The sequence below is a fragment of the Pseudomonas extremorientalis genome, from assembly GCF_024584605.1.
GTDB classification, from domain to species: Bacteria; Pseudomonadota; Gammaproteobacteria; order Pseudomonadales; family Pseudomonadaceae; genus Aquipseudomonas; species Aquipseudomonas extremorientalis.
Map to the genome: position 1 here is coordinate 4,679,071 of NZ_CP089519.1, position 15,405 is coordinate 4,694,475.

General features: G+C 60.0%; 15 protein-coding genes. 7 read left to right on the top strand and 8 right to left on the bottom strand.

The genetic code is table 11. From position 1 onward, the window contains the following. Window positions 1–57: 57 nt before the first annotated feature. Window positions 58–648 carry a tRNA-uridine aminocarboxypropyltransferase gene (locus LUU92_RS20965; RefSeq protein WP_071491329.1) on the bottom strand — a complete coding sequence of 197 codons (591 nt, stop codon included), beginning with the start codon at window positions 646–648 and terminating at the stop codon, window positions 58–60. 5 nt (window positions 649–653) lie between these two features. Further along, a complete protein-coding gene (locus tag LUU92_RS20970; protein WP_017134867.1) occupies window positions 654–1,547 on the bottom strand; it encodes a LysR family transcriptional regulator in 894 nt (297 codons plus the stop codon). A 249-nt stretch (window positions 1,548–1,796) separates the two neighbouring features. Between LUU92_RS20970 and speB the strand changes: the two genes are divergently transcribed. Genes speB through LUU92_RS20990 form a run of 4 tightly spaced genes read left to right on the top strand, consistent with a single transcriptional unit; the run spans window position 1,797 to window position 6,120 of the window. Further along, a complete protein-coding gene (gene speB / locus LUU92_RS20975; protein ID WP_033900672.1) occupies window positions 1,797–2,747 on the top strand; it encodes an agmatinase in 951 nt (316 codons plus the stop codon). After that, on the top strand, window positions 2,747–3,169 hold the full coding sequence (locus LUU92_RS20980) for a YybH family protein (RefSeq protein WP_071491330.1): 423 nt from the start codon (window positions 2,747–2,749) through the stop codon (window positions 3,167–3,169). Before speB ends, LUU92_RS20980 begins: the two co-directional genes overlap by 1 nt. 21 nt (window positions 3,170–3,190) lie before the next feature. Next, window positions 3,191–4,702, top strand: a complete 1,512-nt coding sequence (locus LUU92_RS20985) for a purine-cytosine permease family protein (RefSeq protein ID WP_071491331.1) — start codon at window positions 3,191–3,193, stop codon at window positions 4,700–4,702. A gap of 35 nt (window positions 4,703–4,737) precedes the next feature. Then, entirely contained in the window at window positions 4,738–6,120 is a 1,383-nt protein-coding gene (locus tag LUU92_RS20990; protein ID WP_071491332.1) for a sodium:solute symporter family protein, read from the top strand. A 64-nt stretch (window positions 6,121–6,184) separates the two neighbouring features. Here LUU92_RS20990 and LUU92_RS20995 read toward each other — a convergent pair whose 3' ends face one another. From LUU92_RS20995 to ptrR, 3 genes are all read right to left on the bottom strand, one after another. Next, window positions 6,185–8,275 (bottom strand): FAD-dependent oxidoreductase, encoded by a 2,091-nt coding sequence (locus LUU92_RS20995; protein WP_257102590.1) that lies wholly within the window; start codon window positions 8,273–8,275, stop codon window positions 6,185–6,187. Between the two features lie 364 nt (window positions 8,276–8,639). Beyond that, entirely contained in the window at window positions 8,640–8,762 is a 123-nt protein-coding gene (locus LUU92_RS21000) for a PA1414 family protein (RefSeq protein WP_003193089.1), read from the bottom strand. Between the two features lie 142 nt (window positions 8,763–8,904). After that, entirely contained in the window at window positions 8,905–9,798 is an 894-nt protein-coding gene (gene ptrR, locus LUU92_RS21005) for a putrescine utilization regulator PtrR (RefSeq protein WP_071491334.1), read from the bottom strand. A 103-nt stretch (window positions 9,799–9,901) separates the two neighbouring features. Here ptrR and LUU92_RS21010 point away from each other — a divergent pair, with 103 nt between their 5' ends. Beyond that, a complete protein-coding gene (locus LUU92_RS21010; RefSeq protein ID WP_071491335.1) occupies window positions 9,902–11,107 on the top strand; it encodes an MFS transporter in 1,206 nt (401 codons plus the stop codon). On the opposite strand, the gene LUU92_RS21015 is transcribed toward LUU92_RS21010, so the two are convergent. From LUU92_RS21015 to LUU92_RS21025, 3 genes are all read right to left on the bottom strand, one after another. Next, entirely contained in the window at window positions 11,019–12,461 is a 1,443-nt protein-coding gene (locus tag LUU92_RS21015; RefSeq protein WP_071491336.1) for an NCS1 family nucleobase:cation symporter-1, read from the bottom strand. The genes LUU92_RS21010 and LUU92_RS21015 overlap by 89 nt on opposite strands. Before the next feature lie 198 nt (window positions 12,462–12,659). Further along, window positions 12,660–13,058 carry a DUF2177 family protein gene (locus LUU92_RS21020; RefSeq protein WP_071491337.1) on the bottom strand — a complete coding sequence of 133 codons (399 nt, stop codon included), beginning with the start codon at window positions 13,056–13,058 and terminating at the stop codon, window positions 12,660–12,662. Between the two features lie 52 nt (window positions 13,059–13,110). Next, window positions 13,111–13,947 carry a CvfB family protein gene (locus LUU92_RS21025; protein WP_017134857.1) on the bottom strand — a complete coding sequence of 279 codons (837 nt, stop codon included), beginning with the start codon at window positions 13,945–13,947 and terminating at the stop codon, window positions 13,111–13,113. A gap of 323 nt (window positions 13,948–14,270) precedes the next feature. Between LUU92_RS21025 and LUU92_RS21030 the strand changes: the two genes are divergently transcribed. Together LUU92_RS21030 and LUU92_RS21035 are read left to right on the top strand one after the other, a co-directional pair. After that, window positions 14,271–14,450, top strand: a complete 180-nt coding sequence (locus tag LUU92_RS21030; protein WP_003193095.1) for a PFL_1563 family small protein — start codon at window positions 14,271–14,273, stop codon at window positions 14,448–14,450. Window positions 14,451–14,646: 196 nt separating this feature from the next. Further along, entirely contained in the window at window positions 14,647–15,369 is a 723-nt protein-coding gene (locus LUU92_RS21035) for a TorF family putative porin (RefSeq protein WP_071491338.1), read from the top strand. The last annotated feature ends 36 nt before the right edge of the window (window positions 15,370–15,405 follow it).

Sequence of the window (15,405 nt, forward strand, 5' to 3'; positions counted from 1 at the left end):
AATGATCAGCCTATCCACTACTTGTCGACGGCTCCGGTAACTATGTAGCGCGTTGATTCAGCCATGGTTCTTCTCGAAGACCGCTGCGCCCATCGCTGCAATCTGCCGCTCGATCAGTGCGTCGAACGGGCGCAGCAATGGCTCGAAGGAGGCAGGCGCTTCCAATACTTGCAGGGCCTGCGCAATCGCTTCGACGGTGGACAACGCACCGGGCCCGGGCGCCTTGCGCAATCGATAGCGTGATACGGCGTCGCCCATCAAGGTCACTCGCGGCAACGCCGCCAGCAAAGGGTTGAGGTGCAGCAATTTGCGCGCCTTGCGCCAGGTGCCGTCGGGAACCACGAGCAACATCGGCTGTTCGTCCGGCGCATAGCGTTGCAAGGGTTGCGCATCGTCCGACGGAAACAACAGCCGCGCCTGATAACCGGGTGGGTTCAACAATGTCGCCAGATCGTCGAACACCTCCCCCACCACCAACTGCGCGTTGTTCAAACCCAGCGCGGCCAGCCTTGCGGTATTCAGCGCGTGGTTGACCTCACTCGGATGCTGCAACAGCAAGACGCGGGTGCGGCTTTCCAGGCTGGGGATCAACGGGCACAGGCAGTGGGTGGCAGGCCTGAGACAACGGGAGCATTGGGGTCTGGACATGATTTTCAGGCCTGGTTGAGCTGGGCTTTGAGGAGGTCGCGAAAGGTCTGGATCAGCGGTTCACGGCTGCGACCACGGCGCATGATCATCGAAAACGGCGCCTGGTAGCCGAAGGTCGCCGGCAGCAACACACGCAAATCGCCCTTGTCGGCCCAGGCCTGGGCATAGTGTTCGGGCAAGTACCCGATATAGGCACCGGACAACACCAGGATCAGTTGCGCCTCCATACTTTCCACTGTCGCCGCGCTGTGCTTGAAGCCATGGCGCGCCAGTTCGGCCTGGCTCCAGTAGCCGCGTCCGACCATGCGTTGCTGGGTAATCACTTGTTCCGGGATACGTCGTTCATTGAATAAAGGATGCCGGGTGCTGCAATACAGCCAGTGCTGTTCGCGGTACAGCGGCATGTAGATCAGCCCGCTCATGCGGTTGGAGAAGGCGCCGATGGCCAGGTCCAGGCGGTTGTCCTGCACGCCCAGTTGCAGCTCGTAGGGGCTCATCACCGATAAGTGCAAATGCACCGCCGGGTGCTCCAGGCTGTAGGCGCCGATCACCTCGGCGAACGGCAGCGCCTTGTCGCTGACGGTGGAATCGAGCACGCCGAGCTTGAGGGTGCCGCGCAACTCGCCCTTCAACGCGGCAGCATATTGCTCGAAGCCTTCCAGCTCACCGAGCAGGCGCAGGGTTTCCTGATGGAACAGCTCGCCCTTGCTGGTGAGGCTGAACCCGCCGCGGCCGCGATGGCACAGCACCAGGCCCAACGCCGACTCCAGCTGGCTCATGTAGGTGCTGATGGCCGAGGTGGACAGGTTGAGTTCGTGCTGGGCATTGGCGAACCCCTGGTGACGCACGACGCTGACGAAGATGCGCAGGAGTTTCAGGTCGGGCAAGGCGTTGGCCATGGGCGGCTCCAGAGGCACACACAAAATCCTGTGGGAGGGGGCTTGCCCCCGATGAGGGCGTGTCAGTCGGCACAACATTGACTGACCCACCACCATCGGGGGCAAGCCCCTTCCCACATTTAAACGCAGTTTACCCCAGGCATTAGTTTAGAAAAATCTGAACTAAGTATTTGCCCCTGCCGATTCTTTCGTTTCCCTGTATTTCGCAGAATCGCCCCCTAATAAACAAAACAACGATGAGGCACTCCCGTGGACAAGATTTTCCACCAACCACTGGGCGGCAACGAAATGCCGCGCTTTGCCGGCATCGCCACCATGATGCGACTTCCCCACCTGCAAACCGCCAAGGGCCTGGACGCTGCCTTCATCGGCGTGCCCCTGGACATCGGCACCTCGCTGCGCGCCGGCACCCGCTTCGGGCCGCGTGAAATCCGCGCCGAATCGGTGATGATCCGCCCGTACAACATGGCCACCGGCGCCGCACCGTTCGACTCGCTGTCGGTGGCGGACATCGGCGACGTGGCGATCAACACCTTCAACCTGCTCGACGCCGTGCGCATCATCGAAGAAGCCTACGACGAGATCCTCGAACACGACGTGATCCCGATGACCCTGGGTGGCGACCACACCATCACCCTGCCGATCCTGCGGGCGATCCACAAGAAACACGGCAAGGTCGGGCTGGTGCATATCGATGCCCACGCCGATGTGAACGACCATATGTTCGGCGAGAAAATCGCCCACGGCACCACCTTCCGCCGCGCCGTGGAAGAAGGCTTGCTGGACTGCGACCGTGTGGTACAGATCGGCCTGCGTGCCCAGGGCTACACCGCCGAAGACTTCAACTGGAGCCGCAAGCAAGGCTTCCGCGTGGTCCAGGCTGAAGAATGCTGGCACCACTCCCTCGCACCGCTGATGGCCGAAGTGCGTGAAAAGGTCGGCGGCGGCCCGGTGTACCTGAGCTTCGACATCGACGGCATCGACCCAGCCTGGGCACCGGGCACCGGCACCCCGGAAATCGGCGGGCTGACCACCATCCAGGCCATCGAGATCATCCGTGGCTGCCAGGGCCTCGACCTGATTGGTTGTGATCTGGTAGAAGTTTCGCCGCCCTATGACACCACCGGCAACACCTCGTTGCTGGGCGCCAACCTGCTGTACGAAATGCTCTGCGTATTGCCGGGCGTGGCGCACCGCTGATGAGCACGCACGAGGTGCTGCAAGCCGCCGCCGAGTTGGTGGCGGCCTTCGCCCGCAATGACCGCGCCGCCTACTTCGGCGCGTTCACGGCCGATGCCAGCTTTGTGTTCTACACCCTCCCCCAGCCGCTGCTCAGCCGCGATGCCTACCAGGCGTTGTGGGACAGCTGGCGTCGGGACGAGGGGTTCGAGGTGCTGTCGTGCACCTCGAGCAACGCCGTGGTCAGCCTGCAGGGCGACGTGGCGATATTTATCCATGACGTGGCCACCGAGCTGCGCATGAACGGGGAGCAATTCAAAAGCCAGGAACGCGAGACCATTGTCTTCACACGGCAAGGATCTGGCGCACAACAAAAACAAGGCCGGTGGCTGGCCTGTCACGAACATTTGTCCGCTATGCCGGAAGGGCTGCCGCCCCCTTAGCCAATGTGATCGGAGCTGATCATGAATAATAAAAACAACGATAAAAGTATTCGAAAAATAGAAACCAACGGGGTCGAGCAGATCCCGGACCACGAACGTACCGCCGGCCCCAAGGATCTGTTCCGACTGATCTTCGGCGGTGCCAATACCTTTGCCACCGCCGTGCTGGGCTCCTTCCCCGTGCTGTTTGGCCTGTCATTCCAGGCCGGCGTCTGGGCGATTGTGCTGGGCGTGCTGGTGGGTGCGCTGATCCTGGCGCCCATGGGCCTGTTCGGGCCGATCAATGGCACCAACAACGCTGTGTCTTCCGGTGCGCACTTTGGTGTGCACGGGCGGATCGTCGGCTCGTTTCTGTCGCTGCTGACGGCGATTGCCTTCTTCTCACTGTCGGTGTGGAGTTCGGGTGATGCGCTGGTGGGCGGTGCGAAACGTCTGATCGGCCTGCCGGAAACCGACCTGACCCTGGGGCTGGCCTACGGGGTGTTCGCCATTCTGGTGCTGACGGTGTGCATCTACGGCTTTCGCTTCATGCTGTGGGTCAACCGCATTGCGGTGTGGGCGGCGAGCCTGTTGTTCCTGCTGGGTATCTTCGCCTTCGCGCCGGCTTTCGACAGCCACTTCGCAGGCACCGTCGCGCTGGGGCAGACCGGCTTCTGGGCCGCCTTCATCGGCGCCGCGCTGGTCGCCATGAGCAACCCGATTTCCTTCGGCGCGTTCCTCGGCGACTGGTCGCGCTACATCCCGCGTGAAACGCCGAAAATGCGCATCATGCTGGCAGTGGTCCTGGCACAAATCGCGACGTTGATCCCGTTCCTGTTTGGCCTGGCCACCGCGACCATCGTGGCGATCAAGGCACCGGACTACATCGCGGCGAATAACTACGTCGGCGGTTTGCTTGCAGTGGCACCGACCTGGTTTTTCCTGCCGGTGTGCCTGATCGCGGTGATCGGCGGCATGTCCACCGGCACCACCTCGCTGTATGGCACCGGGTTGGACATGTCCAGTGTGTTCCCGCGCCTGCTGTCACGGGTCAAGGCCACCTTGCTGATTGGGGTGATGTCGATTGCCTTCATCTTTATCGGACGTTTCGCCGCCAACCTGGTGCAGAGCGTGTCGACCTTCGCCGTGCTGATCATCACCTGCACCACGCCGTGGATGGTGATGATGATCATCGGACTGATCGTGCGTCGCGGCTTTTACTGCCCGGATGACTTGCAGGTGTTTACCCGTGGAGAAACCGGCGGTCGCTACTGGTTCAGCCATGGCTGGAACTGGCGCGGGCTGGGGGCGTGGATTCCGAGTGCGCTGGTGGGTCTGTGCTTTGTCAACCTGCCGGGGCAGTTTGTCGGGCCGCTGGGCAACCTGGCCGACGGCATCGATATCAGCCTGCCGGTGACGCTGGGACTGGCCTCGGTGGTGTACCTGACCTTGCTGCGTGTGTTCCCGGAACCGGCGGCCGTCTACGGGCCCGCCGACCCTCGCAGCAAGCGCACGGATGCGCGCGTTAAACCGGCGCTGCAACCCGCCGCCTGATCGCCCATAAAAAAGATAATCGGAGAACCGCCGTCATGGCTTTGGATTTATTCGTCGTACTCATCTACGCCGCCGGCATGCTCGTGCTCGGCTACTACGGCATGCGCCGCGCCAAGACCCACGAAGACTACCTGGTGGCCGGGCGCAACCTGGGCCCGTCGCTGTACATGGGCACCATGGCCGCCACGGTATTGGGCGGTGCATCCACCGTCGGCACCGTGCGCCTGGGTTATGTGCATGGCATTTCCGGCTTCTGGCTGTGTGCCGCGCTGGGCATGGGCATCATTGCGCTGAACCTGTTCCTGGCCAAGCCGCTGTTGAAGCTGAAGATCTTCACCGTGACCCAGGTCCTGGAAAAACGCTACAACCCCATGGCCCGCCAGGCCAGCGCTGTGATTATGCTGGCTTATGCACTGATGATCGGCGTGACGTCGATCCTGGCCATCGGCACTGTGTTGCAGGTGTTGTTCGGCTTGCCGTTCTGGATCTCGGTGCTGCTCGGCGGTGGCGTGGTGGTGGTGTACTCGACCATCGGCGGCATGTGGTCGCTGACCCTGACCGACATCGTGCAGTTCGTGATCAAGACCGTCGGCCTGATGTTTATCCTGCTACCGATCTGCCTGTACCGCGTCGGCGGCTGGGATGAGTTGGTCGCGAAGCTGCCGGCGTCGAGCTTCAGCTTCACCGCCATCGGCTGGGACACGATCATCACCTACTTCATGATCTACTTCTTCGGCATCCTGATCGGCCAGGACATCTGGCAGCGGGTGTTCACCGCCCGTGATGAAAAGGTCGCCCAGTACGCCGGCACCTTCGCCGGTTTCTACTGCATCCTCTACGGCCTGGCCTGTGCGCTGATCGGTATGGCCGCGCACGTGCTGATCCCGGACCTGGACAACGTCAACAATGCGTTTGCCGCTATCGTGAAAGCCTCGCTGCCAGATGGCATCCGTGGCCTGGTGATTGCCGCAGCACTGGCGGCGATGATGTCCACCGCCAGCGCCGGCCTGCTCGCTGCCTCCACCGTACTGACCGAAGACCTGCTGCCGCGCCTGCGTGGCGGCAAACAGTCGAGCCTGGCCGTCAACCGCCTGTTCACGATGCTGACCGGTGTTGCCGTGCTCGGCATCGCACTGGTAGTCAGCGATGTGATCAGCGCCCTGACCCTGGCCTATAACCTGCTGGTGGGCGGCATGTTGATCCCGCTGATCGGCGCGATCTTCTGGAAGCGCGCCACCACCTCCGGGGCAATTACTTCCATGACGCTGGGCTTTGTGACCGCGCTGGTATTCATGATCAAGGATGGGCTGGATTCGAACACGCCGATCTATTACAGCCTGGCGGTGGGGCTGGTGAGCTTTGTGGTGGTGAGTTTGTTGTCGCGTCGACCAGAGGGCGTGGCGGCCAGCGCGGTTTGAGAGACAGCGGGGTTTAGAGGGGTTTCTTCAGCGGGCGCGACGTCGGATGTCGCGCCCGTTTTTTTCATTCAACCGCCAGGTTCTGGTTTGCCTGGATGATCTCCTGGACCAGGGAGGCCCATAACAGTCCTTGCGTTGTGCCGGCGGCGTAGGCTCCTCCGGCTGCGATGTGGTGGTGGGCCGACCAATGCACTATCGAAAGCCCATCCGAGGTGCCGGGCCTGGCACATTCGATAACTTGTAAATCACCACGTTCGATTGCCCTTCGGTAGGACTGTGGAAAGTGCCGAGAAACAGCCGCCAAGCATGCCCCCAATATCTGCTCTTTGCGTTCTGGCGCCGAATCAGGAGGAACCTGCCCGCCGGAAACAAGAATGCAGTCTCCGTCCAATCGGCAATTCATAACCCCGATTGGTAAATCGTACTGCAGTTTGAGCCCGCGTATCCCGGCGCCTTCATGACCCACTGCGCGCAGCTTGAAAAACCAACCAGTGATGGCGATTATCTCTGACTCCTCGACCCCCATAGCAGTAACAACGAAGTGTTCTCTGCTTAGCTCACCAATTTGCATCGGAGTCAGGTGCCCGGGCATGAACTGAACTCCAGAGTTCAGCAACAGCACCTCTATTTCATGCTTTAAATCGATAAAATCCAAATCGTAGCCCGACACCTCAATAGCGCGACCGACCCCGGGAACGCCAAAAGTCTCCAAGAACGTCTGCTGACTGATTTCTGTGAGCTCACCTCCTGGCTTGCCACTCGGCCAAGGTCTGTTTTCTATATCGCGTTGCTCGCGTATCGCAGTCTCTACCCCGCTGGCGTCGTCCATATAAGCGCGTACTACCCGAGCCCGCGCGAATGGTGCCAGCGTTGGGTTGTCAGCCAGAAACTTTTCAAACAGCTCGATACCTGCACGGTTGCACTCAACAGCCAAATATTGATTGGCGGGAAGTAGATAGTCGTTATGCAGTGGCTTTGCAGTCGTCTCCGTTGCCGACATATGGCGCATGTTTACAGGCTTATGACTGGCGCCATCGCTCTTCTGATTTCCCCCATACACCGTGACCTGATAATTCGCCAACCGGAGCATCACGGCCTGGAACAGGCCATTAATGCCTCTGCCGATGATTGAAACACGCGGCGCACTGGCCGCTGCGGGCAGAGAAGGGAGCGTCAATGACTGTGCAAGTTTACGCCTCACCAGACCGCGCAAGGCCATCAAACTCAGTTGTATTGAAACGGCATAGTCAAGGTCGCGGTGGCAGGCCTCGGTAGTTGACGCCTGGGTGGTCAGCGTCGCAGGCCGGTACCAAGTGAAGACCTCACAGCCGAGCCTCTGTGTGCGTTGTCGGAACTCATCCAGTGTCGCAGGCCCATAGTCCAATACCAGCTGAATATGTTCAGCCTCGGCCAGGGCGTGCAACGCACCGTCGCTGAAGACGTCCGGCTTGGCGACACAGATCAGGCGGGCTTGTCGGTGCAGGCACTGAATGAGGACCCGATCGAGGCGATGAACGGACTCGTCATTGAGGGATACGCATACAGCGACAGCGGCGGCGCCCTCCAAGGCCTCGAACCAGTCCACGACAAATGACACTCGACTGTCGGAGGCGGCATTACCGAGAGTATCCGACGCTCGACCTGGCCGGACCAGCACTCTGATCCGAACATCGGGATCTCGATCAAGCAACAGGTTGACCAGTTCTTTCCCCACATTGCCGTATCCCAGTACACGCACGTCACGGGGAATGGAACCATCAGCCAGTCTCAGCCAACGCAGGATATAGGCGGCCACATGCGGCGCATTCACCCCTGGGGTGTTGAGTACTTGAATGGCGTGGGATTCACACAGGTCCTGTCGTATCTTGTCCAAACTCGTACCCCTGCGGATCAAACAGAGGTTTCCAAAGGGGTGGGAGGTACGCCATTGCTCCAGGACATCTGCATCGATGGGTTGGTCTCCAACAATGATGGTTGTTGGACGCAGGAGCGCGATCTGTATCAGCAGCGCCTGCCTGGTCAATGCCGGCGAAAGAAACACGACGTTTCTGGGCGCGTCGGCCCTCCAGCTTTTCGACACAGGCGCAGCCTGTAAAACACAATCGGTTGTGGTGATGAGTGACGCGGCGACCGGAGGAACTGAAGAGAGCAACATAGCTTTGTCTCCAACAACTCTGACTGACACCTCGAAAAGAGGCACTCAACAACGTTGGGGCGCTATGAAGAGGCGCTTGAATTTCAAGCTATGGGTATTTCTAGAATTAGATAAGCCAGCTGATTCCGACTGACAGGTAGTCCGATTCTGACCATTAGTCAAAACGCTTGAAGAGAGGCGGATGCTCACCCTAAAACGGGGCGACGTTAGCTGTCGCACATTTCTTTGGCCTGGTACAAAACGACTGTGGGAGCGGGCTTGCTCGCGAAGGCGGTGTGTCAGTACATAAAATGTTGACTGACACACCGCCTTCGCGAGCAAGCCCGCTCCCACATGGATTCTGAGGCGATTTACAGGTCGCGTTTTATCGCCGACGTGGACGACGCTGCTCGTCATCTGTGCGAATCGGCACCGGCTGCAGCGGAGGCTCGATCAAGCCCAGTGCAACACCCAGGTCATGGAGCCAGTTTTGAATTTTCTCTTTCATGGTTGCCCCCTTTGAGGGTAATGCGAGTAGGCGCAAATTCTGTCGCCCTTTCCTACAGTGATAGTAGCCCTAAGTCCTACGTATTGCTTGAACGAAACCACAACGAACTATTACTGAATTCATCAAAATCCTGACGGATCGCTCAAGCAATGGCGCGCGTGTCTTGCACCACCGCAGCCTTGCCGGCTTGCTGGAGGTCGATCCATGCGTTGAGGTTAGCGCCGAGCATACCCTTTCGCCACATCAGCCAGGTGGTCGCAGTGGCAAAAGGCCCTGTCAGCGGATGAACGGACACGCTGTCCTTGCCAGGCAGGCTGTCGAGCATCGATTCGGACATTAGCGCCACGCCCGACCCGGCGATCACACAGGCGAGCATGCCTTGGTAGGACTCGATCTCAATCGCCCGGCCCATGGCCACGCGCTCATGGGAGAACCAGGTCTCCAGGCGGGTGCGGTAGGCGCAACTGCGACGGAAGGTGAACACCGAGCGCCCCGCTACATCTTGAGGCCCACGCACGGGGGGATGATCGGCTTCGCAAATCAGCACCAGACGTTCTTCGCACAGGGCGATGCCGTCCAGGGAGGCGATGGTGATGGGGCCGTCCACAAAGGCCGCATCCAGGCGACCGGTGATCAACCCTTCGAGCAACTCCCCGCTGGGCGCCGATTGCACCTGAAGGTTCACCATCGGATAAGCCTTGTGATAGCCCGCCAACAGCTTCGGCAAATGCACCGCGGCCGTGCTGTACATGCTGCCCAATACGAAATCGCCAGCCGGTTGCCCACCTTGCACGGCGCCATGGGCTTCATCATGCAGGGCCAGTAGACGGGTGCTGTAGTCCAGCAGAACCTTGCCCGCAGGAGAAAGCTGCAAGCGCTGGCGTTCACGCACGAACAGCTCTACACCGAGCTGCTCCTCCATTTGCTTGAGGCGCGTCGACAGGTTCGACGGCACCCGGTGCAAGCGATCAGCCGCACGGGTAATGGAGCCCTCTTCCGCCACGGCCTGGAAAATGCGCAATTGACTGAACTCCATGACTTTCTCCAAAACTGAACAAGTTGCTCACTATTATTCAATTCTACAGAAAGTCAATCCACCTTAGCCTGAAGGTATTCGCTTAGCCGCAGGAAATGTGACCATGTCTCCCTTGATTCGCTTAACTGCCAGCTTTGTCGCCTTGATGATGGCGATGGGGATTGGCCGCTTCGCCCTCACCCCGCAAATGCCGCACCTGCTCAGCGAGGGGCAGATCGACTTGACCGGTGCGGGCCTGATCGCCGCCGCCAATTACCTGGGCTACTTCGTCGGCGCGGTAGATTCGATCTTCGCGCGCAGCCATCACCACGTCCGTGGCCGGTTGTATGGCGGCTTATGGCTGTGCGTGCTGCTGACCCTGGCGTCGTACTGGGCCCATGGCTTTTGGCCACACCTGTTGCTGCGCTTTGGCACCGGCGTCGCCAGTGCCTGGGCATTGGTGATGATCACCAGCCTGAGCCAGCCACTGGCGATTGCCGCCGGACGTCCGCGCCTGGGTGCCTTGGTGTTTGCCGGTCCGGGACTGGGGATTTTGCTGACGGGCTTGCTGGCGCTGGGCTCCAATCTGCTGGGGCAAAGCTCCGCAACGTTGTGGCTGGTGTATGGCGCAGTGGCGCTGGTGATGTTGCTGGCGATTCTGCCGTTCCTGCCCAAGCCGTCTGCCGCCGCCCCCCTTAGCGGCCACTCCGACGCAGGCATTAATGGCAGCATCGCGCATTTGTGCTGGATCTACGTACTGTTCGGCCTGGGCTACATCATCCCGGCGACGTTCCTGTCACAGATGGCCAACGCGCAGTTCAAAGGCGCCTGGCAGGCCGACCTGTTCTGGCCGTGCTTCGGCCTGGCCGCCGCGATCGGTGTGGTGGTGGCGACCCTGCGCCGCAAGGACCCGAACACCACACGCCGCTGGCTGATGACCACGCTATGGCTGCAAGCGGCCGGGGTGTTTGCCTGCTTGCTGGGCAATGGCTGGGGCCTGGCACTGGGGGTCTTGCTGTGTGGCGGGCCGTTCCTGGCCTGCATGCAGTTGGTGATGGCCCGGTTGCGGGACGTCGCGCCCCATGGCTACCAGCGCAGCACCGGGCTGTTGACCGCCAGCTTTGCCATCGGCCAATTGAGCGGGCCGTTGCTGGCGTCGGTCAGCAGCCACCTGAGCGGTGGCCTGCAACCGGCGTTGGTGGTCGCCGGGGCAGGCTTGTTGGTGGCGGGCTCGGTGTTGATCAGCCGACAACCAGCGGCGCAGGCACACGCACCTGTTCACGCCGCGCCAGTACCAGGAAAAACAGCCCACCCAGGAAGCACCCGGTAAACCAGGCAAAATTGGCCATGCCCTGCAAGGCCGGGGTGAAGGTGATCGCGACGCCCACCAGCGTCGCGGGCACCAATGCCTTGACCGCCGTCCAGTTCACGCCACCGTCGAAGTAGTAGCGCCCGCTGGGGCTGTCATCGAACAGTGCATCCACGTCGATCTGCTGTTTTTTGATCAAATAGAAATCCACCAGCAGGATCCCGAACAGCGGCCCGATAAACGCCGCGAGGATGTCCAGGGTGTAGTGGATCATCAGCGGGTTATTGAACAGGTTCCACGGGGTGATGAAGATCGACGCCACGGCAGCGATCATCCCGCCGGCGCGCCAGCTGATCTTGCTCGGTGCGACGTTGGCGAAGTCAAACGCCGGGGACACGAAGTTGGCGACGATATTGATGCCGATGGTCGCGGTGACGAAGGCAAAGGCCCCGAGCAATACGGCCATGCTGTTGTCGATGCGCGACACGGTGGCGATCGGGTCATGCAGCATTTCACCAAACACCGGCAAGGTGCCCGAGACAATCACCACGGTCACCAGGGAAAACGCCAGGAAATTCACCGGCAGCCCCCAGAAGTTGCCGCGTCGTACGTCCTGCATGCTGCGGCAGTAACGGCTGAAGTCACCGAAGTTCAATGTTGGCCCGGAGAAGTACGACACCACCAGCGCCGTCGCCACAACGACCTGGCCAAACGCCTGCCAGCCCGACAGGGATTTTTCCGCCAGGGTAAAACTGATGTTCGACCAACCGGCCTTCCACACGATCCAACCGGCCAGGGCAAACATCACCGCGTACACCACCGGCCCTGCCCAATCGATAAAACGGCGGATGGACTCCATGCCCGCCCAGAACACCGCCGCTTGCAACACCCACAGGCTGAGGAAACCAAACCAGCCAAGGTAGGACAGGCCTGCAAAATGCGGCTCTGCATACACCGCCATCTGTGGGAAGAAGCGCAGCACCACGATGATCAAGGCACTCGACGCCAGGTACGTCTGAATCCCGTACCAGGCCACGGCGATCAGGCCGCGAATCACCGCCGGAATATTCGCGCCAAACACACCAAACGCCAGCCGGCAGATCACCGGATAAGGCACCGCAGCCTGCTGGCTTGGCTTGGCCACCAGGTTGGCGATCAACTGCACAATGCAGATCCCCACGAGCAAGGCGATCAACACCTGCCAACTGGCCAGCCCCAGGGCGAACAAGCTGGCGGCGAACACGTAGCCGCCGACGCTGTGCACGTCGCTCATCCAGAAGGCGAAGATGTTGTACCAGTTCCACTTTTGCGGCAGCGGGCCCAAGTCCTGGTTGTACAGGCGTGGGCTGTAGCCTTTGGGCAATTGTTCGGTCATCGCTGGGCTCCTCGAAATACCGGCCTGCGCTTCCGTCACGGGGTGCATACGGGAGGCGGCATGGTTTGTATACGAGATAGTCAGCAGAATGCGTGCCAATTGAACGCAATCCCTCTGGCACGGTGCTCCAAAGGGACTGATAACGGGCTATAGGGCGGCGCCACGCTCAGCAACGGTGCACAGATATCCTGTACACAATCAGCGTTGCACTCGTTGTGCACACAGGTAGCCCACCGTACAGCATGCGGCGGTCAGGAACGTCCCCCAGGCCATGTCCATGATCGCCAATCGAGCGGACCAACCTTGCAGCGTGGCCCAGTTGCTCAGGTCATAGGTGCCGTAGGCGACCAGGCCGAGCAAGGCGCCCAGGCGGCCGGCGCGTTGCCAGCTTGCGCTGGGCAAGACCACGAACACGACGCAACCGAGCACATAAAGGAGATAGAACAGCGTTGCCGGCAACAGCCGAGGTTGATCCAGCATCAGTGGACCCAACAGGGACTTATAGGTGGGCCCCATGATGACGCCGAGCCAGAGGCCGTCCAGGATCAGGAAGGCGAGCAACGTGCCGAGGTAGGCGAACAGCGTTTTCTTATTCATTGAGGCGGCCTCTGTAGACGCCAATGGGCGCCTACAGAAGAGCAGAACGCACTCAGCTTAGTTCAATGCGATCGGCATGAATCACAATCTGGCCCTGCTTATACAGCGCACCGATGGCCTTCTTGAAGTTGCCCTTGCTCACGCCGAACAAGTTGCTGATCACCGCCGGGTCGCTCTTGTCGCTGACCGGCAACGTGCCGTTGTTTTCACGCAACTTGGCAAGGATCTTCGAGTTCAGGCTGGAGGCCGCTTCCTGGCCAACCGGTTGCAGGCTCAGGCTGATGTTACCGTCGGCACGGATCTCTTTGATAAAGCCTTTTTCTTCCTTGCCCGGGCGCAGGAACTTGAACACTTCGTTCTTGTGGATCAGGCCCCAGTGCTTGTTGTTGATGATCGCCTTGAAACCCATGTCCGTGGCTTCGGCCACCAGCAGGTCGACTTCCTGGCCCACCTGGTAGTTGGCCGGAGTCTTGTCCAGATAGCGATCCAGGCGCGCGGTGGCGGTGATGCGCTTGGTGTGCTTGTCGAGATAGACATGCACCACGCAGTATTCACCGGCCGTCAGCTGGCGCTTTTCTTCCGAATACGGCAGCAGCAGATCCTTGGGCAACCCCCAGTCGAGGAACACGCCAATACTGTTGACTTCCACCACTTTCAAACTGGCGAATTCACCGACTTGAACTTTGGGTTTTTCAGTCGTGGCGATAAGTTTGTCATCGCTGTCCAGATAAATGAAAACGTTGAGCCAGTCTTCATCTTCACTGGGAATATCTTTGGGGATATACCGATTGGGCAAGAGGATTTCGCCATCTTGCGCACCGTCCAGGTACAAACCGAAGTTAGTATGTTTAACCACTTGCAAGCTGTTGTAGCGCCCGACTAAAGCCATGTCCAAACCCCTCATTACGTGGGCGGCATTCTACCCGAGTTGCACTCGCCACGCGCGCGCGCCTGAAAAATCGCGGGCGGGCGTGGCCTTCCAATGGCACAGCCCCGCTCGTCCGATCACTGGACTGAATTTTCCCACGCTGCCGAACGCCCTCCATCCCCGTGGTTTCGAGTTAAAACAGTAAGTTAGAGGCTTATCTCAAAGATAAACTTTGGCTATTTCCACACCCGACACTTATTCCCGGGGGATATTTACCAAGCAATTGTCAAGTCATTCCTGTACGATGCCTGGCCAAGTTAATTTTCTACAGGTTAGTGGCCGCCATGCGCGTAAAAGCATCCAACAGCAAAGCAAAGCCAGCTCCCGCCGTTGAAACCAGCGAGTCGATCAACAGCCAGATTGCGGCGTTCCTCAAGTCCGGCGGCGAAATCCAGCAAATTGCCAAAGGCGTAAGCGGCCAGACTTTCGGCCCGTCCAAGCAGATCAGCCTGGGTAAAAAGTAATACCGCGCAATACCCCTGGTCCCTAAGCGTCTTGACTCTCAAGGCGCTAGGACTAGAGCCCCAAGTCCCCCCGCTATACCTCTAATCGACGAACGGGCCTCACCGCCTGCCATTCGCCGGTATGCTTGCACACGTCTAGCACGGGCATCTGCCCGATTTCATCCGTCACTGCTCCTCGCTTTTCATGGAGTGAAGCATGTTCAAATCCTGCATCTTCCTGGTCTTTGCCCTGGTTGCCAGCCCCCTCGCCGAAGCGCAGGTCTTCCAGCGTGAATTGGGCGATTTCGACCTGAAATTGGGCACCACGCCCAGCCGAAGCATGGCCCAGGGCCTGGTCAAGCCCACCTCCCCCGGCAGCGACTCGTTCCATGGCGGGCTGGACCTGAGCCACGACAGTGGCCTGTATTTCGGTCAGTTTTCACCCAACATGGGCTTGTCTTCGTCCAGCAACCTCGAAGTCGATTCCTACATGGGTTTCAAACACCCCTTCGACCAGACCCTGGGTTACGAAGTGGGCCTGATCCACTACAGCTACCCCAAGCTCAGCCCCCTCGACAGCCAGGAGTTCTACGGCGGCCTGAACCTGTTGGGCAACCGCTTCGGGGCGTCCTTCAGCAACGACCCGGACCGCCAGGACAGCACCCTGTTCGCCGACCTCGGTGGCACGCAGCCGTTTGGCATCGGCGTCAGTATGAAATACACCACCCATCAGTTGGGCACTCCGGTTTCGGTGGACGGCGGCTCCATTCGCAGCTTCAGCGACTGGTCGGTGCAATTCTCCCGGGAGTGGATGGGCGTTGACTTGAACCTGATCTACAGCGACTCCAGCCTCAGCGGCGGGGATTGCTCGGCCTACTCCGGACACAATTCGCAATGCGATGGCCTGTTGACGCTGAAGGCTGCGCGGTCGTTTTATTGATGGGCTGAACTGTTGCAACCGCCGCGGGTTCACATG